23 protein-coding genes are annotated in these 25943 nt (G+C 38.3%); 18 read left to right on the forward strand and 5 right to left on the reverse strand.

Going from position 1 to position 25943, the window contains the following annotated elements:
• Positions 1-66: 66 nt before the first annotated feature.
• Positions 67-1881, reverse strand: coding sequence for an oligoendopeptidase F (gene pepF, locus KHA95_RS17705; RefSeq protein ID WP_213138884.1), 1815 nt, complete (start codon positions 1879-1881; stop codon positions 67-69).
• A gap of 164 nt (positions 1882-2045) precedes the next feature.
• On the opposite strand from pepF, the gene KHA95_RS17710 reads away from it, so the two are divergent.
• From KHA95_RS17710 to KHA95_RS17725, 4 genes are all read left to right on the forward strand, one after another.
• Complete coding sequence (locus KHA95_RS17710; RefSeq protein WP_213138885.1) at positions 2046-3113, forward strand: AI-2E family transporter; 1068 nt, start codon at positions 2046-2048, stop codon at positions 3111-3113.
• A 105-nt stretch (positions 3114-3218) separates the two neighbouring features.
• Positions 3219-3422, forward strand: a complete 204-nt coding sequence (locus KHA95_RS17715) for a DUF1657 domain-containing protein (RefSeq protein WP_213138886.1) — start codon at positions 3219-3221, stop codon at positions 3420-3422.
• Between the two features lie 304 nt (positions 3423-3726).
• Positions 3727-3933, forward strand: a complete 207-nt coding sequence (locus KHA95_RS17720) for a DUF1657 domain-containing protein (protein ID WP_213138887.1) — start codon at positions 3727-3729, stop codon at positions 3931-3933.
• 16 nt (positions 3934-3949) lie between these two features.
• Positions 3950-4816: a DUF421 domain-containing protein gene (locus tag KHA95_RS17725; RefSeq protein ID WP_213138888.1), complete on the forward strand. Its 867-nt coding sequence runs from the start codon at positions 3950-3952 to the stop codon at positions 4814-4816.
• Positions 4817-4855: 39 nt separating this feature from the next.
• On the opposite strand, the gene KHA95_RS17730 is transcribed toward KHA95_RS17725, so the two are convergent.
• On the reverse strand, positions 4856-6475 hold the full coding sequence (locus KHA95_RS17730; protein ID WP_213138889.1) for an ABC-F family ATP-binding cassette domain-containing protein: 1620 nt from the start codon (positions 6473-6475) through the stop codon (positions 4856-4858).
• A 177-nt stretch (positions 6476-6652) separates the two neighbouring features.
• Here KHA95_RS17730 and KHA95_RS17735 point away from each other — a divergent pair, with 177 nt between their 5' ends.
• Together KHA95_RS17735 and KHA95_RS17740 are read left to right on the forward strand one after the other, a co-directional pair.
• Positions 6653-6835, forward strand: a complete 183-nt coding sequence (locus tag KHA95_RS17735) for a cold-shock protein (RefSeq protein WP_213138890.1) — start codon at positions 6653-6655, stop codon at positions 6833-6835.
• Between the two features lie 150 nt (positions 6836-6985).
• Positions 6986-8545, forward strand: a complete 1560-nt coding sequence (locus tag KHA95_RS17740; RefSeq protein ID WP_213138891.1) for an FAD-dependent oxidoreductase — start codon at positions 6986-6988, stop codon at positions 8543-8545.
• Between the two features lie 630 nt (positions 8546-9175).
• On the opposite strand, the gene msrA is transcribed toward KHA95_RS17740, so the two are convergent.
• Positions 9176-9718, reverse strand: a complete 543-nt coding sequence (gene msrA / locus KHA95_RS17745) for a peptide-methionine (S)-S-oxide reductase MsrA (RefSeq protein WP_213138892.1) — start codon at positions 9716-9718, stop codon at positions 9176-9178.
• A 12-nt stretch (positions 9719-9730) separates the two neighbouring features.
• Entirely contained in the window at positions 9731-11101 is a 1371-nt protein-coding gene (locus KHA95_RS17750; protein ID WP_213138893.1) for a sodium-dependent transporter, read from the reverse strand.
• A gap of 203 nt (positions 11102-11304) precedes the next feature.
• Here KHA95_RS17750 and KHA95_RS17755 point away from each other — a divergent pair, with 203 nt between their 5' ends.
• The 3 genes from KHA95_RS17755 (at position 11305) to KHA95_RS17765 (ending at position 15349) form a co-directional block, all read left to right on the forward strand.
• The gene (locus tag KHA95_RS17755; RefSeq protein WP_213138894.1) at positions 11305-11559 is read left to right on the forward strand and encodes a hypothetical protein; all 255 of its coding nucleotides are present in this window, start codon (positions 11305-11307) and stop codon (positions 11557-11559) included.
• 303 nt (positions 11560-11862) lie between these two features.
• A complete protein-coding gene (locus KHA95_RS17760; RefSeq protein WP_213138895.1) occupies positions 11863-13590 on the forward strand; it encodes an ABC transporter ATP-binding protein in 1728 nt (575 codons plus the stop codon).
• A complete protein-coding gene (locus KHA95_RS17765) occupies positions 13583-15349 on the forward strand; it encodes an ABC transporter ATP-binding protein (RefSeq protein ID WP_213138896.1) in 1767 nt (588 codons plus the stop codon). The genes KHA95_RS17760 and KHA95_RS17765 overlap by 8 nt, the downstream gene beginning before the upstream one ends.
• 18 nt (positions 15350-15367) lie before the next feature.
• On the opposite strand, the gene KHA95_RS17770 is transcribed toward KHA95_RS17765, so the two are convergent.
• A complete protein-coding gene (locus KHA95_RS17770; protein WP_213138897.1) occupies positions 15368-17041 on the reverse strand; it encodes a transglutaminase domain-containing protein in 1674 nt (557 codons plus the stop codon).
• Positions 17042-17609: 568 nt separating this feature from the next.
• Between KHA95_RS17770 and KHA95_RS17775 the strand changes: the two genes are divergently transcribed.
• From KHA95_RS17775 to KHA95_RS17815, 9 genes are all read left to right on the forward strand, one after another.
• Positions 17610-17939 carry a hypothetical protein gene (locus tag KHA95_RS17775; RefSeq protein WP_213138898.1) on the forward strand — a complete coding sequence of 110 codons (330 nt, stop codon included), beginning with the start codon at positions 17610-17612 and terminating at the stop codon, positions 17937-17939.
• A gap of 178 nt (positions 17940-18117) precedes the next feature.
• The gene (metA, locus tag KHA95_RS17780) at positions 18118-19023 is read left to right on the forward strand and encodes a homoserine O-acetyltransferase MetA (RefSeq protein WP_213138899.1); all 906 of its coding nucleotides are present in this window, start codon (positions 18118-18120) and stop codon (positions 19021-19023) included.
• 370 nt (positions 19024-19393) lie between these two features.
• Entirely contained in the window at positions 19394-20458 is a 1065-nt protein-coding gene (gene rlmN, locus KHA95_RS17785; protein WP_213138900.1) for a dual-specificity RNA methyltransferase RlmN, read from the forward strand.
• A gap of 125 nt (positions 20459-20583) precedes the next feature.
• Positions 20584-21405: a Cof-type HAD-IIB family hydrolase gene (locus KHA95_RS17790; RefSeq protein ID WP_213138901.1), complete on the forward strand. Its 822-nt coding sequence runs from the start codon at positions 20584-20586 to the stop codon at positions 21403-21405.
• A gap of 99 nt (positions 21406-21504) precedes the next feature.
• Positions 21505-22125, forward strand: coding sequence for a branched-chain amino acid aminotransferase (locus tag KHA95_RS17795; RefSeq protein ID WP_213138902.1), 621 nt, complete (start codon positions 21505-21507; stop codon positions 22123-22125).
• A 54-nt stretch (positions 22126-22179) separates the two neighbouring features.
• Positions 22180-23133: a TRM11 family SAM-dependent methyltransferase gene (locus tag KHA95_RS17800; protein ID WP_481748457.1), complete on the forward strand. Its 954-nt coding sequence runs from the start codon at positions 22180-22182 to the stop codon at positions 23131-23133.
• Positions 23134-23659: 526 nt separating this feature from the next.
• Entirely contained in the window at positions 23660-23983 is a 324-nt protein-coding gene (locus KHA95_RS17805) for a PadR family transcriptional regulator (protein ID WP_213138903.1), read from the forward strand.
• On the forward strand, positions 23980-24852 hold the full coding sequence (locus tag KHA95_RS17810) for a permease prefix domain 1-containing protein (protein WP_213138904.1): 873 nt from the start codon (positions 23980-23982) through the stop codon (positions 24850-24852). Before KHA95_RS17805 ends, KHA95_RS17810 begins: the two co-directional genes overlap by 4 nt.
• Positions 24853-24867: 15 nt before the next feature.
• The gene (locus tag KHA95_RS17815; RefSeq protein ID WP_213138905.1) at positions 24868-25914 is read left to right on the forward strand and encodes a TolB-like translocation protein; all 1047 of its coding nucleotides are present in this window, start codon (positions 24868-24870) and stop codon (positions 25912-25914) included.
• Positions 25915-25943 lie beyond the last annotated feature (29 nt).

Genomic DNA, 25943 nt, shown 5'->3' on the forward strand with positions numbered 1-25943 from the left:
CCGCTATTACGACTCGGTACAATTGGTTGAAATGGTTGACTCAAAAAAACATTTAGGCTAATTAGTTTATTTATAACTATTTTCTAGTTTCTTAATTAATGAACCAACATAAGCGACTGCTTTTTTAATTGGATCCGGCTTTGACATATCTACTCCAGATAGTTGAATGAGCTCAAGTGGCTTTTTCGTTCCGCCAGCTTTTAATAATTTAAGCCAACGATCAACGGCAGGCTGACCTTCTTCCTTAATCATTTCCGCCGCTGCTGTTGCTACGGTTAAACCTGCGGAATATGTGTATGGATATAGCCCCATATAATAATGTGGCTGGCGCATCCAAATAAGACTTGCACCTTCATCGATTTCTACGCTGTCTCCCCAAAAATCTTTAAGAACATTTGTCTTTTGTTCACAGAATAGACTTGCGGTTAGAGGGGTGCCAGCTTCTGCCAAATGATAGACACGTCGTTGAAATTCAGCTTCTAATAAATGGGTAACGAAATTATGGTAATACGTTCCAAGCAATTGTAAAATAACCCAGCGCTCCATCCGTGTGTCATTTGCTTTTTTTAATATATGTTCAGCTAGCAATAGCTCATTCATTGTTGATGGTGCTTCGATGCAATACATTGATGGGCGTGTATTGATCAGCTCTTGATCGCGCCCGGCTAAATAGAAATGTCCCGCATGCCCGAGCTCATGTGCAAGTACGAAGGCACTTCTCATTTGATTTGTCCAAGTAATTAAAATATACGGATGAACACCATATGGGCTTGAACAGAATGCCCCGGTTGATTTGCCAATATTATCGGCTAAATCGACCCAGCGTTCTGTCAACGCTTTTTTCATTGCTTCATTATATTCCTCACCCATTACACTTAGCGCCTCTAAAATCGTTGCGCTTGTTTCTTCATATGTCGTTGATGGATTAAAGTCTGGATCAAGCGGAGCTTTTAAATCACAGAAATGCATTTCTTCAAGTCCAAGCACTTCCTTTTTCAGCTTCGCAAAACGACGCATATGGGGAGCAAGCTCGTTAAAAATAATATCCAGCTGTTGATTGTACATCTCAATGGATACTTGTTGGGGCGCCAGCAGCATATGTGTGACAGATTCATAGTTGCGCAATCGTGACAAAGCCACCTGTTTCTTAATCTCTGCCGCATATGTGGCCGCATATGTATTTTTATATTGCTTTAATGTATGAACAAATGAATCATACGCTTTTTTGCGAATGTTAGTATTTGCGGAAAACTCATAATGATCTTCAAAAAGGGCAAATGATACAGGAAGCTCATTGCCTTTTTCATCGGTAATCGAGCTAAATTGCATATCGGCAGATTTACTTAATTGATAAACCGTAAATGGCGCTCCTAACACTTCACCGAGCGATGCTAAAGCTTCTTCTGTTTCAGGTAAAAGCTTATGTTGTTTCGTTTCAAGTAAGTCATGGAGAAATTTTGTAAATGGTTCGAGACTTTGTTCTTCTTTTAAATACCCCTGAACCTTTTCTTCAGGTAGTTCAAGGATTTCCGAATCGATAAAAGCTAGCTCTGCATTTACTTTCGCCAATAAGGAGGCAATTTTTGCAGAATCTGCCTGATTGTCAGGGTCTGTGCCATCCGCAGCTTGGCGCAGACTGGCATAGGTCGCAACACGAATGAGTTTTGTTTGAAAAGCTTGAAATTGTTGTAAGCATTGCGCAAGATTTTTCGCGCCTTCATGAAAAGTTCCTTTATAATATGTGATGGAAGGCAAATCGTTTATGATTTCATCGATCGCCAAATTCCATCCATCTTTTGTTTCATAAAGATCCGCTAAATCCCACGTTAACTGTTCGGGTACTTCCGCTCTTTTTAAGCGTTTTTCAGCAACTTGCATCAACCATTCCTCCTTTATTATTTCGTGCTCCTAATAAATTTGATTATAACGAACTATTCAGTGAATAGCCAATTTTAAAAAATAAATGTTTAGCAATGTTCAACGGTTGTTTTTCATTGTATCCATGCGATAATAGAACATATGAATGTAAGGAAAAGAGGGGAATTATGCTCAGAGAGAAATGGTTTAAATTTGGGATAGCGATTATCATGTTGTTTGTCATTATTTGGCTTGGAACGAAAATTAGCTTTATTTTCACACCGCTTGTGATCATCGTTCAAACATTATTTGCGCCAATCGTTTTGGCTGGGGTTTTATACTACTTAACACGACCAGCGGTAAATTTATTGTCAAAGAAAATTCCGCGCATCTTATCGATCGTACTTATTTTCATTGCCATTGCCGGTCTGGCAACAGGAGCTGTCTTTTTAATCGGGCCTGAATTGCAAACGCAATTTAATCATTTAGTGAAAAACTTTCCAAAATACATACGTAATGTTCAACAAACAGTGATCGAATTATCGGCAAATGAATGGTTCCAACGTTTTCAAAATGATTATTTATCCTTGGAGAAAATAACAGAAAAATTGGAACAAAATGCCCAAAGTATGCTGCAAAATATTGCTTCAACAATTGCTGGTGCAGTCGGTTTTATCGCCAACATTGTGATGGTGCTCGCATTAATCCCATTCGTTCTGTTTTTTATGTTAAAAGATGGAAAACAGGCACCGAAGTTTTTAATGAAAGTATTACCGAAAAAACATCAAGCTGAAGCAGAGACGATATTAGAAGAAATGGATAAATCATTAAGCTCATACATACAAGGTCAATTAGTCGTTAGTTTATTCGTCGGGATTTTTGCTTATATTGGCTACTTAATTATTGGCTTGGAATATTCGCTTGTGCTCGGATTGCTTGCAATGGTTACGAATGTCATTCCATTTATCGGTCCATGGATTGGCACCATTCCTGCCTTAATCGTTGCCTTATTAACTTCACCTGTTCAAGCAATTTTTGTTGTAATTGTTGCGGTCGTCGTGCAGCAAATTGAAAGTAATTTTATCTCTCCATTTGTTATGGGAAAAGCATTAAATATGCATCCGTTAACGATTATATTCGTTTTACTTATTGCTGGACAATTCGGTGGATTAGTTGGATTACTTTTAGCTGTTCCGACGTATGCTTTATTAAAAGTGATCGTTAGTCATTTATATCGCTATATTCAGTTAGATTAAACCCGTTATCAACGGGTTTTTTTATGTCCAATATTTTCAATTCATAATCAAAGCCTATGTATCGCAAAATAGAATTGGCTGAATAAAAAGGAGGTTGTTTTTATAATGACGGTCATTAGCAATGTTCAGCAAACGATTGCTGGTTTAAAAAGTGCACAGGCAAGCTTAGAAGGATTTGCCTTAGCAACTGATAATGAGCAAGCAAAACAATTGTATAAAACGACGGCTCAACAAACACAAGCGGTCATTGACGCTTTAACGCCACGCATACAAGAAATCATGCAAGAAGAGCCACAATATAATCAATAATAGCTGGATGAGGCTGGGACATAACTAAAGTGAGCAATTCTTAGGCGAACAATGCAATAGTTTAGCGTAGGAAAATACGTGTACTCCAGCGGGCAGAAAGGCATCGTTGAGGCCCCGCAGCCTTTTAAGGAACGCAGCCTAAATTCGCCACGTCGTGTGGCAACGGCTTCTTGGCGAAGATTCTGTTGGCCCGAGGCCTCAACAACCTCCCGCGGAAAGCGAAATATATTTCCGAAGCGAGTAGCATTCGTATTTAGATTTGATAAAAACTTTTGTCCCAGCCTTATTCGAATCGAGGTGCTCTATGACTGTTTTTGCAAATGTGCAAGCAACGATGGCAAATGCGAAGGGGATTTCTGCTGCTTTTAGTGATTTAGCACTAAAATCAACAGATGAAGCAACAAAAATGATTTTCCATGAATGTATGATGGAAATGGAGCCTGTCATTACTGATTTGCGCGCGCGAATTGAAAGGATGAAGCTAGAGGAACTTCAATATAGGAAGTCCTGAAAGGGGATGGGTGAATATGGATCTACCACAATGGCTTTATATCGTAATTCGTTCAGTCATCCTCGTATTTATTTTATTTTTATTAACGAGGTGGCTTGGGAAAAAACAGCTATCCCATTTATCGTTTTTTGAATATGTGGCGGGGATTACAATTGGGAGCATTGCTGCGGAAATATCAACAGGATTGGAAACGAACTTTTTCCATGGTCTATATAGCTTGCTTATTTGGACAGCTATTCCTTTTGTTGCTGGAATCCTTGCAATAAAAAGCAAGCGTGCCAGAAAATTTATTGAGGGAGAGGCAACAGTAATCATAAAGGATGGAAAGATCCAAGAAGAAAATTTAACGAAAGAAAAATATTCTGTTGATGAATTATTACAATTATTAAGAAATAAAAATGCTTTCCAAGTTGCTGATGTTGAGTTCGCAGTTCTAGAAACAAACGGGGAGCTAAATGTAATGCTGAAAAAAGAAAAACAACCGTTAACGGCTTCCGATCTGCAAATGGATGTCCCACCTACAAAAGTTCCCCAATCCGTGATTAAAGAAGGAAAAATTATGGATGCACCGCTTGCGGAAAGCGGTTATAATCGAGCGTGGCTCGAAGTAGAGCTGGAAAAATTAAATGTGGCTCTAGATAATGTGTACATTGGACAAATTGATTGCAACGGTCAGCTAACGGTCGATGTATATGATGATCAAATCAGTATACCAACGCCACAAGTTAAGCCACTTTTATTAGCAGCTTTAAAAAAATGCCAAGCTGATTTAGAATCATATGCTCTTGAAACCGATTCGATAGAAGCAAAAGAAATGTATAAAAGAAATGCTGGTATTGTTGAGCAAATCATTGCAAAGTCGAGCCGTTTTCTAACCCCATGAAAAAACCCTGAGGAGTAAAAATGACCTCAGGGTTTCGTATTAAGCATACATTTCTTCAATTTGCTTTTGCAATTGTTCATTCTCAAGATATTCATCATAGCTCATTTCTTTATCAATGATTCCTTTTGGAGTAAGGTCAATGATGCGGTTAGCAATCGTTTGGATAAATTGCTGGTCATGCGATGCAAAAATCATCGAACCTTTAAAATTGATCAGACCGTTATTTAGTGCTGTGATCGACTCTAAGTCTAAATGGTTTGTCGGCTCGTCTAGTAAGAGTACATTTGAACCGCTTAGCATCATTTTAGAAAGCATACACCTTACTTTTTCACCACCAGATAAGACGGAAGCTTTTTTAAGCACTTCTTCGCCTGAAAAGAGCATTCTCCCTAGGAATCCGCGCAGGAAGCTTTCACTATCATCTTGGGGTGAAAATTGGCGCAACCAATCAACTAGATTTAAATCGCTACCTTCAAAAAACTCAGAGTTATCTTTTGGGAAATAGGCTTGGGATGTCGTAACGCCCCATTTGAATGATCCTTCATCAGGTTCAATTTCTCCAGTAAGGATTTTAAATAATGTTGTTTTCGCAATTTCATTTTGTCCAACAAGTGCAATTTTATCATCTTTATTCATTGTAAAGCTGATATTATCGAGAACTTTTACTCCATCAATGGTTTTTGAAATCCGGTCCACTGTCAATAAATCATTGCCGATTTCCCTGTCAGGTGTAAATCCGACGAACGGATATTTACGAGAAGATGGCTGAATATCGTCAAGTGTAATTTTCTCAAGTGACTTTTTTCTTGATGTCGCTTGTTTAGACTTCGATGCGTTTGCACTAAAACGAGCGATAAACGCTTGCAGTTCTTTAATCTTTTCTTCTTTCTTTTTGTTTGCATCTTGAGCCATTTTCAATGCAAGTTGGCTTGATTCATACCAGAAATCATAGTTGCCCGCATAAATTTGGATCTTACCAAAGTCAAGATCAGCAATATGTGTACAAACCTTATTTAAGAAATGACGATCATGAGAAACGACAATGACTGTATTTTCAAAGTTAATGAGAAACTCCTCCAGCCATTGAATAGCCTTTATATCAAGATGGTTCGTCGGCTCGTCAAGCAGAAGAACGTCAGGCTTTCCAAAAAGCGCCTGTGCTAATAACACTTTCACTTTTTCCGCTCCAGAAAGTTCCGCCATTTTTTTATAATGCGAGTCTTCTCCGATCCCAAGACCTTTTAAAAGAATCGCAGCTTCTGATTCTGCTTCCCAACCGTTTAACTCAGCAAATTCGCCTTCAAGCTCGGCTGCTCGCATACCGTCTGCTTCAGAAAAATCAGCTTTCATATAAATGGCATCTTTTTCCTGCATAATGTCATAAAGACGGGCATGTCCCATAATCACGACTTTTAATACTTCTTCTTCTTCGTATTGGAAATGGTCCTGTTTTAAAACAGCAAGACGCTCACCAGGAGTCATAGATACCGTTCCATCCTGAGGCTCAAGCTCCCCTGATAAAATTTTAATAAATGTTGATTTTCCTGCTCCATTTGCACCGATTAATCCGTAACAATTTCCCGGTGTAAATTTGATATTTATGTCTTCAAACAATTTACGGTCACCAAAACGGAGACCTACGTTATTTACAGTAATCAAAACTCACACAACCTCCAAAATATCATTATCCAAAATATTATAGCATGTTTATGTTGGAAGCGCCCGATATAATCATTTATGATCCTAATCTAGTAGCTAATTCCGGTATTTTCCAAACGAATTTGGATTATTCCCCTTGATGACGTATAATAGGTATAGTAAAAGGAGGGATCTTGCTTGGCTTATAGAAGAGGACCTCAGGAGCCTATCCCTGAAGAAGAAACTGTGATTTGGAAATGTACAAATCCAGAATGCACTTGTTGGATGAGGGATGCCTTCTCCACAGACGAAAAAACTGTGTGCCCAATTTGTAAATCAGAAATGGAAAAAGGAACAAAGGTTTTACCAGTTATTAGCTAATAAATAGATGGAAACAAAGACAACGCTCTTTACGAGGGTTGTTTTTGTTTTGTTTTAAAATAACAATTGGAAGCATCTCCGATTTTTCATACATCTTTTATCCCTTAGTTGGGGATATCAATAGTAGAGAATGGAAAGGGATGATATGACATGAATGCACGCGATGAGAAGGGGAATGTTCCACAATCGTACTGGTTAGAATCAACGAAGCTTGAATCATTTTCCCCGCTTAAGAAAGATATAGAAGTTGAGGTTGCGATTATTGGCGGGGGGATAACTGGAATTACAACGGCATACAAGCTAATGAAAGAAGGTTTCCGTGTTGCTATATTTGAAGCAAGTACATTGTTAAATGGAACAACTGGGCATACGACTGCAAAAATTACGGCACAGCACGGTTTGATTTATGATCAGCTTATTCAGCAATTAGGGGAGGATGGAGCGAAGCTGTATTATGAAGCTAACGCGCAAGCAGCTGAGTTTATAAAAGAAACCATCAATCAATATCAAATTGATTGTCAATTTCAGCATGAGGATGCTTACATTTATACAAACGAAAATACTGAAGTTGAAAAACTTAAACGAGAAGCGGAAGCGTACGAAAGATTAGGGATTGAAGGTGGATTTACAAACGAAATCCCATTGGACATTCCAGTAAAAGCAGCGGTTGTAATGAAGGGGCAGGCTCAATTTCATCCATTACATTATTTAACAAAGCTCATTCACTATATAAAGGAAAATGGGGGAGAAATATACGAACAATCCGTTGCTACTCATATGGAGGACGGTGATGTAGCAACAGTGTTTTTTAGAGACGGACATAAAGTTAGAGCGAAATACGTTGTTTCTGCCTCACATTTTCCGTTTCACGATGGGCAAGGCTATTTTACCAGACTTTATCCAAAACGTTCTTATGTCATCGCAGTCAAAGCAGAAAATCCCTATCCAGGCGGTATGTATATTAGCGCTGGACAACCAACCCGCTCGATTCGCTCTGTCACAATTGAAGATGAAGAAATACTGCTTGTTACGGGGGCAGGGCATAAAACAGGTCAAGGCATCCCAGAAGTGGAGCATTATGATGCATTGGAAACATTTGCCTCACAAACATTAGGGGCGACAGACATTATGTATCGCTGGTCAGCCCAAGACTTAGAAACTCCTGATCACGTTCCATACATTGGGCGTATCTCTGAAGGACATGAAAATATATTTGTTGCAACGGGATTTAAAAAATGGGGGATGACGACGAGCACGATTGCCGCTCTTTTAATCACCGACCTTATAAAAGGGAAAAAGAATCACTATGCCGGTTTATTTTCTCCGGCGCGTTTTCACGCAAATCCCGGGCTAAAAAATGTTATAAAGGAAAATCTTAATGTTGCCGCTCATTTAATTGGTGGTAAGTTTGATCGGCCGGATAAAGAATTAAAAGATATAAAAGCGGGCGAGGGAGCAGCCATAACGATGAAAGGTGGCAGGGCAGGCGCTTATAAAAATGAAAATGGCGAGCTATTCATCGTTGACACTGCATGTACGCATATGGGATGTGAGGTTCATTGGAATAGTGGCGATCGCACGTGGGATTGTCCGTGCCATGGCTCAAGATTTTCCTACGAAGGAGAAGTCATGGAGGGACCGGCCGAGCGACCATTGAAAAGAATTGATCCAGATGCCATTGATTATTCGACTTCATCAAGAACAATCTAGAAAAAACAAGCTGCCGATGAGACTCTCATCAGCAGCTTGTCCTATTGAATGATATTTTTTCAGAAATCGCCCTCATATCCCGCGACCATTGTTATTTGCGGTAATCTGTCCAAAAGGCAGCGTCTAATGGACGGCAAACGCTGCTTTTAGTGAACCCTTGTCCAATAGCAGTCGTCTAAAGGATAGAAGTAGCTGCCTTTTATGAAACCTTGTCCAATAGCAGTCGTCTAAAGGACAGAAGTGTCTACTCTTTATGAAACCCTGTCCAATAGCGGTCACCTAAAGGACAGAAGTAGCTACTTTTTATGAAACCCTGTCCAATAGCGGTCACCTAAAGGACAGAAGTAGCTACTTTATATGAACCCTTGTCCAATAGCGGTCGCCTAAAGGACAGAAGTATCTACTTTTTATGAAACCCTGTCCAATAGCGGTCACCTAAAGGACAGAAGTAGCTACTTTATATGAACCCTTGTCCAATAGCAGTCGTCTAAAGGACAGAAGTAGCTGCTTTTTATGAACCCTTGTCCAATAGCGAGTGCCTAATAGACAGAAGTCGCAGCTTTTTATAAAACCTTGTTCATAAGCGATACTGCCTAATTATTTTTTCATATAAGCCAATCATAATCGATTTTAACGTACTGTGTCTTTTTCCCAGTGTTCACTAATAAATTGATCGCGCCCTGATTTTTCTCGATCTTCTATATAATGTGCTCTGTTTTTCTTATAATAGTCTTGATGATATTCCTCAGCACGATAAAATGTTGATGCTTGTAAAATTTCAGTAACAATTGGTTTATCAAATTTTCCACTATTTTCAAGCTGTGTTTTCGATTTTACCGCTTCTAATTTTTGCTCTTCGTTATGGAAGAAGATGGCCGCACGGTAAGAATCGCCGCGATCGTGGAATTGTCCGCCTGCATCTGTTGGATCAATTTGCTGCCAGAAAATCTCCAACAGTTTCTCATAAGGGAAGAGCGTCGGATCGTAACTAATTTGAACAACTTCATAATGCCCTGAGTTTCCCGCCTTTACATCTTCATATGTCGGGTTTTCAATATGTCCCCCCATATATCCGGAGATCACAGAATCGATCCCATCCCATTGATCAAAAGGTTTTACCATGCACCAAAAACATCCACCTGCGAATGTTGCAATTTCTAAATTGTTTGTCATTTTGGACTCCCCTTATAAAAACATTTTTTTCAACCAGTTCCAAACTCCAATTACATCTAAAAATACTATAATGATTGCTGCTGGAGCAATGAATCGAATTAAAAAGTACCAAATAGAAAAGATGAATTTTTTATATCCTGTGCCCGTGGTTAATTCGGTAAAAAGCCAGCTTCTTGGAATGCGATACGCTGTAAAGATCGAAATGCCAAGAGCGCCGAGAGGCAACAAAATATTTGATACAAGAAAGTCGGCAATATCGAAAATCGATCGATCAAAAAGTTGGACGTCTGCCAAAATTCCGAATGATAATGCTGAAGGAATGCCGGCAACGAAGATAAGCAAACCGATTATCCAACTTACTTTCTTTCGCTTTTTCTCATTATCTTTTGCAAAAGCTGCTACAAAGATTTCAAGCATAGAAAATGCTGATGTGAGTGTAGCGAATAAAAATAGTAAAAGAAAAATGCTTAAAAAGACAATTCCAAATGGCATTTGGTTAAACACAGCTGGCAGGACAACGAATAATAATCCTGGGCCTTCAGTCGGTTCCATTCCGAGCGAAAACACGGCTGGAAAAATAGCTAGTCCAGCGAATAGGGAAATGAAAAGATTCATTACTACGATGACGGATGCTGATTTTGGCAAACTTTCTTCTTTACCCAAATAAGAACTGTACGTCACCATCACCGAATTTCCAACGCTTAATGCGAAAAACGATTGACCTAACGCATATAGGATCGTGGCCGAAGTCAAAGCCGTAAAATCAGGTAAAAGAAAAAACTTCACGCCTTCTAATGAATTTTCCAGCGTTAATGAACGAATAATTAGGATAAGAAATGAAATAAATAATGCCGGCATCATAATTTGATTAGCTCGTTCAATTCCATTTTGAATGCCTCTAGCAACGACCCATATTGTGATCACTATAAAGAGAAACTGTGCTCCGACAGCAATCATTGGAGATGAAATTAATTCGGAAAACAATTGTCCATATTGTGCTTCGGTTAAATTAGCTAATCCACCGCTAAGCGCTTGAAATAAATAAACAATGATCCAACCGCCAACGACGCTGTAAAAAGATAATAAAATAAAGCTTGTAGCTAACCCCATTTTACCTAATAAATCCCATGATGTTTTTGGAGCAAGTTTCCGGTAGGCATTGATTGCATCTTGCTGCGAGCCACGTCCGATTGTAAATTCAGCAAGCAGGATAGGCATGCCAACTAATAAAGTAAATAAAATAAAAATAACAAAAAATGCGCCTCCCCCCGAAGTTCCAGCGACATAAGGGAATTTCCAAATTGCTCCCAGTCCAATCGCAGAACCCGCAGCGGCAAGGATAAAACCTAATCTTGATGACCATTGCTCTCGTTGTTGTTTCATTCAAACTCTCCTTTAAAAATCAAAAATTGCTTTGACTATCCCTTATCATAAAGATTTCGACGCGAATAGACAATATTAATGAACAATAAAATAACATTTTCCTTTCATTGCTAAGCTCAAACAAAGTATAACGATCCTGAACAAAGCAAACAATATGACTGTTCCAATCAAATGGACAATGTGCATGAAAGGAGAGTTTTGACATGAGAAACATGAAAAATAGAAATTCAAATAAAATGTGGGTATCAATCTTAGCACCAATTGCAGTAAGTGCTGCGGTCTACGGGCTTCGGAAATATATGAATGGAAAGCTACTTCGTCCAGTTCAAAATATGATGAATAAAGCAACGAGCGGCGGAATGGCAAATATGTCGATGGGTAGTGCATTGGCGGAATTTTCCAAGGAACTAATGCCGGGCACGATGAAGACTGGGAAATCCCAAAACACGTCAAAATAACTTCTTTCACAAATGGGGCTGTCCTAAAGTCAAACTCTTATTGACTTTGAATAGCCCCTTTTTGCTCAGGTTGTTATCGATCCCCTTGATAGCCTATTTACGCCATTTTGGTAAATCGAACTACGTCAGATTGCCCCTCACCGGCAAAAAATCCCCAATAAGATCAATCGAACGCACGATATTATCATAAGTCCAATTCCTATTTATATGGAAAAACGAAAAATTAAAAAATCAAATCGATGGGATGACAATTCATTTTTTGTATTCTAATATGGAAGGAGGTAAGAAAGATGGGGGAATTCGATGAGGAGAGTATTATACATATTAAAACCGTATCGGCTTGCGATGTTCGTCGCATGGGGACTTATGCTTATTGAGCTTCTAGTTGAGCTTTGGCACCCACTATTTATGGCGAAAATCATTGATGAAGGGATCATAAAAGGGGATATGGGTGAAGTGATGAAATGGGGAGGAATTATGATCGGTCTGTCGATGTTTAGCTTTGCGGCAGGGATCACCAACTCTTTTTTCTCTTCATATGTTAGTCAAGGCTTCGGCTTTGATGTGCGGGCATCGGTCTTTAAAAAAATTCAAACGTTTTCATTTCATCAATTAGGCCAATTCCAAACATCCTCACTCATTACTAGGCTAACAAATGATGTTACTCAAATTCAAAATACCATTTTCATGAGTTTGCGAATTGCGATGCGGGCACCGTTATTAATTATTGGGGGAGCAACAATGGCATTGCTCGTCAATGTAAAATTGGCCCTGTTTCTCGTATTCCCAATCCCATTACTCATTATCTTGCTTATATGGATGATGAATCGCAGCGGAAAGATGTTTCGTTTCGTTCAAGAAAGACTCGATAAAGTGAATAACATTATGCAAGAGAACCTAACGAGTATGAGATTGATTAAAGCATTTATTAGAAAAAAATATGAAGAAGGCCGATTTAACAAGGCGAACGCAAACTTACGTGATCAAACGGTGAAAGCATTGCGATTAGTTGAACTCGTTGCCCCGATTCTTTTATTCGTTATGAATGTTGGAATTTTAGCGATTCTGTGGTTCGGAGCGATCGAAGTAAATCAATCAAATGTGAAAGTAGGCGAAGTGGTTGCAATCGTTAATTATGGCTTTCGGGTTACGTCGGCATTATCAATCTTAACATGGATTATTATGGCGATTTCCAGAGGAAGAGCCTCTGCACAAAGGATTTCTGAAGTACTTGAAGTAAAAGAGGCGGAAATAAAACGAATAAACGATAACGAGAAGTGCATCTGTTCTGGGGAGGTCGAATTTCAACATGTTAGTTTTACCTATCCAGCAACAAACGAGCAAGTATTATCCAATCTTACCTTTACAGTGAAGTCGAGAGAAACCGTTGCAGTGATGGGAGCGACGGGTTCAGGAAAAACGACGCTTTTCCAACTCATTCCGAGACTATATGAAGCGACGAGCGGAAATATATTGATTGATGGAATTGATATTAGCAAGTTGCCAGTTGAATCGTTACGACATGCGATTGGTTTTGTTCCGCAAGAATCGATATTGTTCACTGGTTCAGTTAGAAATAATATTGCATGGGGAAAAGAAGATGCTTCGATGGAAGAAATTATTCAATGTGCTAAAGATGCCCAAATCCATAATACAATCATAAAGCTGCCACAACAATATGAAACGAAAATTGGGCAAAAAGGAGTGAATTTATCGGGAGGACAAAAACAAAGATTGGCAATTGCAAGGGCATTAATCCGCAAGCCGACTTTGCTTTTTTTAGATGATAGTACGAGCGCTCTTGATTTAAAAACGGAAGCCAATTTATTGGCTGCACTTGAAAAGTATCATTGTACAACCTTTATTATTACGCAAAAAATTGCAACTGCTATGAAAGCAGATCAAATCTTGCTCCTCGAAGATGGAAAATTAATTGCAAATGGTACCCATGAGCATTTATTCGCAAACTCCGGATTGTATCGCGACATATATAAGTCACAATTTACAAAGGGGGAGGTTGCAAATGGCTAAAAATCGTAAAAGAGAGAGAACAAAAAATTGGCAAAAGACGCTTATTCGAGTGTGGAAATATCTTGATGTATATCGCGGACAATTATTTCTTGTTTTATTTTTAGTACTTTTAACTTCTGGATTAGCTTTGCTTGGTCCATATTTAATTGGTAAAACTGTTGACGAATACATTGCAAAAGCAGGTGAATCAAGCCTTGCGACTATCCTAATAATCATTGCCATTGTTTATTTATTCTTTTCGCTTGGGAGTTATTTGCAAAACTATTGGATGATCGGTATCGGTCAAAAGACGGTATTTACAATGAGAAAACAACTGTTTGAGCATTTACATGATTTACCGATCAGCTTTTTTGATAAACGCCAACACGGGGAATTGATGAGTCGTTTGACGAATGACATTGATAATGTTAGTCAGACGTTAAACAGCTCAATCATTCAAATCTTTTCAAGTGTGTTAACCCTCATTGGTACGGTTGTCGTGATGCTGTTGCTTAGTCCATTGCTTACATTCATTGCAATGATGGTTATTCCTTTAATGTATTTTGGGATGAGATGGATTACAAACCGAACGAGCAAATTGTTTAAGGAGCAACAGAAGCATCTAGGGGAGCTAAATGGATTTATTCAAGAAACAATGTCAGGACAAACGATTGTCAAAACATTTTCCCAAGAAGAGAAAGTGATTGCTGAATTTCTAGAGAAAAGTAATCAGTTAAAGCGTGCCGGTTATTGGGCGCAAACGTACTCTGGTTTTATTCCTAAGCTAATGAATATGTTAAATAATTTAAGCTTTGCAGTTATTGCCGGAGCCGGTGGAATTCTTGCATTGCGTGGTCATGTAACTATCGGCACGATTATTGTCTTCACTGAATATTCTAGGCAATTTACACGGCCGCTCAATGACTTAGCAAATCAGTTTAACACATTGCTTTCAGCTGTTGCGGGAGCTGAGAGAGTGTTTGATATTTTAGATGAAGATGAAGAAAGGGATAAGAAATCGACTGTCACATTGCAAAAAGTGGACGGGGAAGTCGAATTTGATCAAGTGAATTTTGGCTATGGTGACGATGAGCAGACGATTAAAGATGTTAGTTTTCGGGCTTTACCAGGAGAAACGATTGCACTCGTTGGACCGACTGGTGCCGGAAAAACGACGATCATTCATTTACTCGCAAGATTTTACGAGCTAGAGTCAGGACAAATTTCTCTTGATGGCGTTGATATAAGAAATATAAAGAGAAATGATTTACGTCGAAAAATTGGATTTGTTTTACAAGATACTTATTTATTCGAAGGATCGATTAGAGAGAATATCCGCTATGGTAGATTGGATGCGAGCGATAAAGAGGTAGAGAATGCGGCTAAAATGGCCAATGCCCATTCGTTTATAAAGAAATTACCACAACAATACGATACGGTTTTAAAGCAAGACGGGGGTGGGATTAGCCAAGGACAAAAACAATTGCTATCCATTGCCAGAGCGATGTTATCAGAGCCATCATTGCTTATTTTAGATGAAGCGACGAGCAATATTGATACGATTACGGAAATGAAAATACAAGAAGCCTTGTATCGATTAATGAAAGGGCGAACGAGCTTTGTCATTGCCCATCGACTCAATACGATTCAGCAAGCAGACCAAATTCTTGTGTTAGATAATGGAACGATCATCGAAAAAGGAAATCATCAATCATTATTAAACAAGAAAGGTTTTTATTACAATTTGTATCACCATCAGCTTGCCGAACGAAGCAGCTAGCGAGTTCGCTAGCTGCTTTTAATATTCAGGCTTTTCTCGTATATGCGTTTTACTAAATTCAGCTTGGTCGGGGGCAAAATAATCTTCAGTATAACTGGCGACAAATGCATCATTTTGAATATAGCCCGATCCCCATGTTGGATCCATTGTTAGCCATTCGTCATCAATATTTGCTTCAATCCATGCGTGATTTTCTTTTAAAGGTCCTGTCCCTGCTTTACCAGCGACGAAACGCGCCTCGATTCCACTCGCGCGGAGAAGAGCGGCTGCTAAATAAGCGTAATCTTGACAAACTCCTTTTTTCAATTCGAGTGTTTTCAAAGCACTATCGTCCCATGCAAAATTACTCGTATGAAACTTTTCAACGTCATAAGCTACGTTTTTGGCGGTAAAATCATAGATCGCTTTCGCTTTTTCTCTCGCTCCCGTCATTCCATTTGTTAGTTGCTTGGCTAATTCAACAATTTCCGGAGCTTGTGATTGAATTCCGCGGGATGGAAGTAGATCTCTTTCATCTCTTTGATCTGTATTTGTTATAGAAAAATCGGCAACAGATGAATAGCTGAAATAAGCTTTATTATCATCATCCAATTTTGGAACGTTGACTGATACTTCATATTGACCAGGGCCAAATCGCAGAAAGACAGAATCATTAAATTGATAATTAGTTACGGGGATGATATCTAACGCTTCATCATCACCTTTTTTCGTTTTGACATATAAATGGGTCGTTTCCCGTGCAAACTCTGCCTCCGGATCTATGTTCCCGCTAATCTGAATCGTAAGTTCCGCATCCGTTCCCCCATATCGAGGTGTCTCTAATTGAATGCCTCGTGTTTCGTAGTCTCGATAGTATTCAATTGGTTCCATTTTATAGTCGGCAAGTTTATTAGCGAGAAGCATACTAGCATATTGGAAACGATGATCAGAAGTATGATCTGGGATAAGCACATGAATTTCATGAATTCCCTTTGCAAAGAAAAGGGGAACGTCATAAACAAATGCTCCATTATTAACCGGAATGACATGCTCCCAAGAATGAGTATCTTGTTTGATTTGGATCATTACACGATCTTCTGTCTCAAGTTCGCCTTGAATCGTGATCATTTCATTTTCTTCTACGAAGCCAGGATTGGCAATGTGAATACCCGCTTCAATGCCAATCGGAGTATAAGTAATATCTCTTTTCGCTTCCGGATTGAGATTTGTTACTTCAAAGGAAGCAAGCTCGGTGTAATAATTTTCTTTTTCCATGCTTGGCAACATCATTTGTACATGATAAACACCAGCTCCATTAAAAAAATGGATGACCTGTTCAAAAGCCCCATCATTAATTGGCACGTAATATTCGAAGGAGTCATTTTCCGTAATTGGATCCGTCTGTTTCATTTTGACCCATGCGAACGAACCTTTTAACTCTTGATGCTTTTCGATGTTTCCACTAATTACGGTTTGCTGATCGGCTGTAAAGGATTGATAGAGGGGAGCTGAAATGCTCGCTCCGACTTCATCCGCATACCGTGTAAGTTGAAGTGGTTCCAGATCAGTTTCTTCGTTTTTTTGGTCTACCAATTTGTCGTATGTATGATGATTCGCTTGCTTTTCATTGTTCGTATCAGATGATATTTGACTGCATGCAACTCCAAAAAAAACAACACTTATTATGATTGTGAACAAAAGAATTCGACTCATGCAACCCCTCCCATTATGTTCTTTCTTCTTTTATATCATACGTATATGTTAGCAACAATGATTCTATTAATTAATGAATTTTATCATTCGGCTTTTATATAGACATATTTGCAATTAGCAAGAAGATTGTTTAAGTTTATAAAAATAAAACTGACCTTTATATTAAAATCTTTAAAAGGAGAGGACCTACTGCCGAATACTGTTGATTTCCGCTTCTGGACGGTTCGTGAGCCCCCTCAATGTTGGTTACGAAGTTGTTGCCACACGATGTGGCGAATTTAGGCTTCGTTCCTATATTCACTCCAATCAACGGGATCTGCTAAATTCAATATTCAAGTTTAACAAAGTCAAAAAAAAAAGTTGAAGAAACGAAGAAATGTTTCGGCTTCAAAAGCAGGAATTCCAATTAGAATCCCTTTGCGTTTCGCACCTTAAATAGATTAAGCCGGATGTTATTTGTGTTTCTACGATGACTATTTTCATGTCATTAATAACAGAGAAGTAAAACGTCTTTTTCCATTCTGTTATTAGTAGGGTTAGGGGCATTAAGGCAAGGGATACAATTCAGATGTTTTTAAACCGGTTTTCGGCGGAGATGAAGGCGATATTGGAAAAGGATTCTGTGGGAATTCAACATTTTAAGTATATGGAAAAGCCGAAAGGTCCTAAGCAACTTGTGCTCCAGCTTCGAATGAAGGTTTTTAGTGATTATGGTAAGGTCTGTACGATTTTGAAACGCGTTGATTGGAGTGGCGGCTGGCGACTCCGACGGGATGTGCGCGCAGCGACAAAGCGGCTCAAGATACGCCCCGCGGAAAGCGTCCAGCCAGAATGGAAATCAACACCCCAGCCACACCAACCTTTTTCAAAAAATGCACCTAGCCGTACGTTTATTTGAGGATGTTTAAAATAAACTTCACCTCAATTCAGCAACGATTTTACATCTAAATCGTTTATCTCTTGAAAAATACCTCTAGCTATGAAAAACGGTAAACTTAAAAAGTTTGCCATTGCCGAAATTCTCAATTAACTTTATAATGTTCTTTAATGAGTTTTTACGCAAGGGGGAAATTGCATTGCCAATTAATATTCCAAAGGGGATGCCTGCAAAAGGAATTTTGGAAAAAGAAAAAATATTCATTATGGATGAAGAACGTGCGACGACACAGGATATTCGTCCATTAAATATATTAATCTTAAATTTAATGCCAATAAAACAGAACGCAGAAGTCCAACTTTTGCGGTTACTTGGGAATACAGCATTACAGGTGAATGTTTCATTTATCCATATGGAGACACATCAATCCAAAAATACAAGTCAATCACATCTTGATCAATTTTACACAACCTTTTCAGAGATTCATGAGAAGAATTTTGATGGCATGATCATTACAGGTGCACCGATTGAACATTTACCATTTGAAGATGTGAACTACTGGGAAGAATTAAAAATGATTATGGACTGGTCGAAAGAGAGAGTTACATCAACGATGCATATATGCTGGGGTGCGCAGGCGGCACTATATCATCATTATGGGATTGATAAATATCCGCTTGAATCGAAAACATCGGGCGTTTACGAACACGGTATTTCGGATCGAACGGTCAAATTAGTACGCGGATTTGATGATGTGTTTTTTGCGCCACATTCTCGGTATACGAGCGTGGATCAACGGGAAATTGAAGCACATCCAGAGTTATTATTACTTTCCGACGGCGACGCAGGGCCGTTTATTATCATTTCAAAAGATGAAAAAAACATTATGATTACTGGTCATTTTGAATATGATACGACGACTTTGGCAGAAGAGTATGACCGTGATCTGAAAAAAGGAATCGACATTGCCCCGCCAGAAAATTATTTTCCAAACGATGACCATATGAAAAGGCCAAGAAATACATGGCGTTCTCACAGTCACCTATTATTTTCAAATTGGTTAAATTACTACGTATACCAAGAAACACCATTTGAATGGAAATAAGGAAGAAGCTTGGGAGTTGCTCTCAAGCTTTTTTAGTTCTGTATTTAAGTTCGTATTGGGAGAAAAAACGTCGCTATTCGATAAGGAGAAAATGGAACCTCATAATTAAACATCAAATTAAGGAATACCATCGTTGAGAGCGTGCATATGCAAGCAGAGTATAACATGAATAAAGCAGTTTACGTTTGTTTTTCAATAAGATTGAATAGACTAGGAATGCTGATTAAAAGTAGTAGTGTACTTACAATAATATACATCTAAAAACATTCGAAGAAACTGACGATGATAAATGGAAAGAAATTAATTGTTTCATTCTGGCCATATTGGTACTATAATGAGAGCATTGGACTTTTTGAAAAGGTGATTATACATGAAAAAATCAATATATGGATTAACGAAAGAGCAGTTAACGAACTGGCTCATTGAAAATGGACAGAAAAAGTTTCGTGCTGACCAAATTTGGGATTGGCTATATCAGAAACGAGTAAAAAGCTTCTCACTGATGAAAAATGTAAATAAAGATTGTCTGCAATTATTAGAAGATCATTTCGTTATTGAAACATTAACAGAGGCAGTGAAACAGGAGTCCGCGGATGGAACGATAAAGTTTTTATTTAAGCTTCAAGATGGCAACCTCATTGAAACGGTATTAATGAGCTTTAATTACGGCCTTTCGGTCTGTGTGACAACACAAGTAGGCTGTAATATCGGTTGCAGCTTTTGTGCTAGCGGACTGTTGAAAAAGAGCCGTGATTTAGATAGTGGTGAAATTGTCGAGCAAATAATGAAAGTGCAGCAGCATCTTGATGAGAAGGGCAAAGAGGAGCGTGTCAGCAATATCGTTGTGATGGGAATCGGTGAGCCGTTTGATAATTATGACAACTTAATGAGCTTCCTTCGTGTTGTCAATGATCCGAAAGGTTTAGCGATCGGCGGCAGACATATTACGGTCTCAACAAGCGGACTCGTCCCGAAAATGTACCAATTTGCTGATGAGGATGTACGCATTAATTTGGCTTTATCATTGCATGCACCAAACGATGAGCTACGTACGCAAATTATGAAGATCAATCGCGCCTATCCAATTGAAAAATTGATGGAAGCTGTTGATTATTATACAGAAAAAACAAATCGTCGAATTACGATCGAATATATTTTATTAAGAGATGTAAACGATCATGTCAAAGAAGCGGAGCAATTAGCAAAATTGCTTCATAAAAAGCGTCATTTAGCGTACGTAAACTTAATTCCTTACAATCCAGTTGATGAGCATGGTCAATATCAAAGAAGTGAGAAAAAAGACATCCTCGCTTTTTACGATACATTAATGAAAAGAGGCATCCATTGTGGAGTTCGTCATGAACAAGGAACGGACATTGATGCAGCATGCGGACAATTAAGAAGTAAACAAATTAAAAAAGAAAAAGCGATGTAATGAATCGCGATAGCCAGTTACCGTTTCGTGGGCGGTGACTGGTATTTTACTTGTCATCGACTTGAATTTGAGCGCATAATTCGATAAGATTTAATGATAAATAGGTAAGAAGAAAGGGATCGAACATGACTTATAAAATGATTGTTTTAGATTTAGATGATACATTATTGCGTGATGATCATACAATTTCTGAGCGGACGAAACTCGCTTTAATGAAGGCGCAAGAAATGGGTGTAAAAGTCGTTCTTGCTTCAGGTCGCCCGACATTTGCGATGAAGCCAGTCGCTGAGGAGCTTAACCTAGCAAAATATGATAGTTATATTTTATCTTTTAATGGAGGAACAATATTAACGTGCAATGGATATGAAGAAATATTTGCGAGCACATTAACACCAGAAGCTGTTCATAAGCTATATGAGATTAGCCGCAGGGAAAATGTTCATATTCATACGTATGTAGGGAATGAAATCATCACACAACTAGCAAATGAATATACAACAATTGAAGGAAACATTACAAAATTGCCCGTAACAGTCGTTGATTCATTTGTTGAGACGGTTCGTGAGCCAGTTGTGAAAGTGCTGATGGTGGAAGATCCAGAAAAATTAAAAGTCGTGGAAGCGAAACTCCAGGCTGAATTAGTAGAAGAATTCAGTGTCATGCGCTCAAAACCATATTTCCTCGAATTTACGGAAAAAGGGGTAACAAAAGGATCGACTTTAAATCTTCTCATTCAAAAATTAGGCATTAAGCGTGAAGAAGTAATTGCAATGGGAGATAGTTATAACGATTGGGCAATGATTGAATTTGCAGGACTCGGAGTTGCGATGGGCAATGCTCCCGATGATGTAAAAGCAATCGCTGATTTTGTCACAGATACGAATATGAATGATGGGGTTGCGAAAGTTGTAGAAGAGTTTGTTTTAAAACAACCAGTGACTGTATAAAGGGAAGGGAGGTCGGTCCTAGAGATCGGTCTCTTTTTTTTCATATGGATAGACATAAGGTATAATGATATAAACAGCTCATAAGGAGTGTACGACAATATGCTGAGCAAACGAATGAAACAATACATAGCTGAATTAATCGAAGCAAACAATTCGGTTCCAAAAACGATTGAATTAGGTAATGAAGAAAAAGAGTATATCGAGAAAAACAACATCCTTTCAGATGATACAATGGCTAATCTTGCCTTGGTCGAAAAACCTGCGGATCAACGATTTGCAACGGCTTTAATCGAACTCTGTGACAAGGAAACGGAATCGGAAGTAGTTGAAGAAAATGTCCAATTTCTTCACCAGCCGCTTTCATTCCTACGGAGAAACAAACATCAATTTATATATGTGGAAGCAGAAACCTTTTCACTCATTGGAGTCGATGGGATTTCAATGGAAGTCGATGATGTTTTTGATACGTACAGTGTCATGCTTGGATTAAAACAGAAAAAGAACGTTGAAACAACATTGAAATCGTATTTGGACCAACATCTACATGGAGAAGGGATCAAGTATAGTCTGTTATTTGATGCAAATGAAGGAATATGGAATGTGAACGTGACGTTAGACTATATCGTTGGGTTTAGTGAGAATCTTTTACTTGCTGAGGCATACAGCCATATCTATCGTTTTTTATTTGGACTTGTCGAGTCTTTAGAGAAGGAAAATTAAGTTGTTCACATACGAAGCAGCTTTAGCTGTTTCTTTTTTTTTGGAGGAGAAATATTGAAAAATCAAAATGAAACAACACGCTTTATTTACACATATGGTGGGCATGAGGATGAACAAGTATTATGTCAGCTAGAAATGCGCGCTTTCTTTGGCTATCATTCTGATACGAATGTATTATTTAGCAGCAAAGCAGTTGATCCGAGCCGCAGTCCATTTATGAAGAAACGACTTGAGGTCATGGTTGCAACCAATACAATGGAGGAAATCATTGAATATGTAAAAACACTACAATTAGATGATGCGACTTTTAAAATCACCTGTATCAATGATGCTGAGCTTGAAAAGATGAAAAAGCTAAGTTTACCAGAGCGCCGTCAAATCGAGCGGAAAATTGGGCTGGAATTTAAAGCTGAAGTTGATTTCGAACAGCCAGATCATCATTTCGGTGTGTTAAATTTACACGGACGTTGGTATTTTGGCTATTACGAAAAAAGCGAAGCCGTTTGGCATCATCATATCCAAAAACCACGCAGCTATTCCACCGCTCTCAGCACCCGTTTAGCTAGAGCGGTCGTCAATATTGCCGTGCCGGACCCAGCGGGATTAAAAGTGATCGATCCTTGTTGTGGAATCGGAACTGTATTAGTTGAAGCACTTTCGATGGGAATTGATATTATCGGCCGCGATAAAAACCCTCTAGTCACGACTGGGTCTAGAGAAAATATCGCCTACTTTGGATTAAAAGGAAACGTTCAATTGGGACCGATTTCGGATGTAACGGACGATTATGATGTAGCGATCATCGATTTACCGTATAACATCTATACACATATTACGTCGGAGCAAACATTTGATATTATTCGACATGCCCGCCGAATTGCAAAGAAAGCCGTCATTATTACAATCGATTCAATTGACGAATTGATTGAAGCAGCTGGCTTTACGATTGTCGACCGCTGTATAGCCAAAAAAAGCACATTTTCAAGAGAAATTCTTGTTTGTAGTTAGTTTAGGTAACAGGAGTTGTTATGAAACTTTTTTCATCCTACCTATCAACAAACATACTTAGTTTCTTAGCTTCATCAGGCGTAATGATTTTGTGCTTGTAATGAATAATTTTTAAAAGTAATCCGTATTAGTTTAACTTGAATCAGTTAAACCTCCATGTTATATGGGGACTTTTGGTAAACACCGTGCGCTCGATTGCCCGTATTAAAGATTTTTTGCAGGCAAGGGTCAATCGGAGCGGGGTTCGAATTACCATATTGGGGATTTTTTGCCGATGAGTGTCAATCGAATATGTTTCGATTGACCATAATGACGAAAATATTCTATCAAGGGGAAATGGATAAGAAGGAGCTATTCAAAAGTCAATAAAAGTTTGACTTCTTGCATGGCTTCGTTTTTTTATAAAACAAATAACTTGCTCCAGATCGGTTTCATCATTTTAGTAAAAGGTCTTATACGAATCACCCTTGCAATACGATGTACATAGCGGTAAGATGTAATTAACATTCTGGAATGAGGTGATTTGATGGATAAAGAAATGATGAAAGGAAGTATCGACCTTTTGCTTTTGTCGCTCATTGCTCAACGTGATTTATATGGCTATGAAATGATCCAAATTATGAAACAGTTAAGTGATGATACGTATGAGATGAGTGAAGGCACGCTTTATGCTGCATTAAAAAGATTAGAAAAAAGGGACTGGGTGGAATCTTATTGGCATGTAACGGATAGTGGGAGGAGGAAATATTACCGTATGAAGGATGCGGGGAAAAAGGCGCTCGAAAGTAAACGGGAAAATTGGAAATGGATGGATACCCTCGTGCGCAAAAGTTCGGAGGGAATGGTATGAATGCGACATTTCGTCGTTTTGTTGAAAAAATTGTCCAACAAACAGATGCATCACCAGATGAAAAAGAAGATTTATATGAAGAGTTACTCATTCATTTGGAGCTATCCTATGAGCAACAATTGAAGGAAGGGTATTCCGAACAAGAAGCTGAAAGCAGAGCATTGAAATTTTTTGGTGATGAAGAGAATATCGGGAGTCAAATTCAACAAGCGATGTTTCCTTATCGGAAAGAAATGATACTCATATTAGCTTTTGCTTCAATTCTTTTTTCCGTCTCTGTTTATGTTAGCCAATTAGTTGTTGATGGAAATGCTGTGATCGCTTGGCTTCTTATTTCTATGAGTGTCAGTACGAGTCTGCTGTTTTTTTCATTACGGCCTATCCCTTTTCTAAATCGGCGTCTTTGGCTGAATAGTCTATTGCTTATTCATTTATTCACTTACCTATTTGGCGTTGGATTTGCTTCTAGTGTAGATGCGCTGATTTCAGCCCCTTTAACGATTTTAGCTTGGGGGATTTTATTGTTAACACTTGTTCTTATTTATCGAACAACGATTTTAGATTATCAATCTTATAAGCAAAAATATAAAAAACAAATACAGATTTTCCATGCATTGAACATTACATGGGGGATTATCATTATCTGTGCGACATTATTTTTTATTTGGGCACTTCTTGCGTTTTCAGGCGGCATGACATCGTCAAATTTTCTTATCTTTGTGCCTTTGTTCATCTGGATGGTTGCTTATATTGCTCAAATCTTGTTTTTGTCTAAAGAAATGAAAAAAAGCGCCTATGTCGTTGCGATAATACCATTTATTTTGGTTGTTACCATAGTGCTATGGTTTCTTTGGGGAATAATTGGCTGAATGGGGGTGGAAAAGATGAAGAGGTCATTCGTTATCATTCTGCTATCGATCATTTTAATTACTGTCATTCTAGTTATCTCCGGATTTGCATTTCAAAAAAACGCTAATGAAAAGCAAGAAGGATTAACAACTGTTTTTGACGTTTCGTCCAGTGGTACAATCGCGTATGTTTCATATGAGAAAGGAAAACCAGGTATTTATTTGAAGGATGATAACCAATCATATAATAATCCGATCTTACAACTTGATATAGAGAAAACAATTCTAGATATCGCCTTTTCTCCAGATGGCTCTTCACTTGCTTATATTGAAACAAATAAAGATGTACAATCACGCTTGGAAAGTGTTGTTCGTATAATCACTTTACAAACGCATTCAGAAGTAGAGATTTTTGCGGCACAAGCACTTATTACTGAAATAGAGTTTGATCCACAAGATCCAGATCTCTTATTTTATTTACGTGCTGGAACGTTTGAAAATTATTCACCGATTGCGAGCGCTCATCCGCATGAGTTTGATCTATATAGTTATCAAATTTCCAATCAGATACATCAACAGCATACTGATTTGCTGAAGTATTCAATGCGATCATTAAATATTTCTCCCACTGGCAATTTTGCCTTTGTTCAAATGGACGATGATGCTCATGCAGAAACACGTGAAGATTTATTTGAGACAAAGCAAAGAGTTATTCAAATCCCATTAGATTCATCTGATGACATTTCAATCGTGAGCAACCATAACCGAGATCAAGATATTTATGATTTTGCGATCTTCCCGGACCAACCAGCAATGATTTTTCAAGCTGTTAGTAGAACGAATTCAAAAGGAATTTATGAATATGAACTTTATCTTTATAATTGGGATACGGATGAAGAAAATCAGCTGACTTATTTACACGAAAGTGCAAGTCGACCGATTATTGATCCAAACGCTAGTAAAATCTATTTTATCGTTGATAAGCAATTCGGAAAACGAAATGCAGATTATCGTTTGTATGTCATGGACATAGATGGAAAAAATGCAAAAGAGATTGCTCTCGATGTAGAGGAAAATGAATGAAGTCACTTAAAAATGTAGGAATTAAAATA

The sequence above is a fragment of the Bacillus sp. FJAT-50079 genome (assembly GCF_018343515.1).
In the GTDB taxonomy this organism is placed as follows: domain Bacteria; phylum Bacillota; class Bacilli; order Bacillales; family Bacillaceae_C; genus Lederbergia.